Here is a 242-nt window from a genome sequence, read left to right on the forward strand (position 1 = left end):
TGTACGACCCGGTCGCGCACCGCATCGTGATCGCCAACGCCGGGCACCCGCCGCCGGTGCTGCTGCACCTGGGCGGCCGGGCGGAGGTGCTGCGGGTGCCGCCCGGCGCGCCGATCGGGGTCGGCGGGGTGGACTTCGAGGCCGTGGAGCTGGACGCCCCGGCCGGGGCCACGCTGCTGCTCTACACCGACGGCCTGGTGGAGTCCCGGCTGCGGGACGTGTGGACCGGGATAGAGCAGTTG

General features: G+C 75.6%; 1 protein-coding gene. It reads left to right on the forward strand.

From position 1 onward, the window contains the following. The coding region (locus ACSNOK_RS35835) for a PP2C family protein-serine/threonine phosphatase (protein WP_436784835.1) at window positions 1–242 on the forward strand (242 nt) is incomplete at both ends.

It is taken from the genome of Streptomyces sp. URMC 126, from assembly GCF_051386555.1.
Taxonomy (GTDB): domain Bacteria; phylum Actinomycetota; class Actinomycetes; order Streptomycetales; family Streptomycetaceae; genus Streptomyces.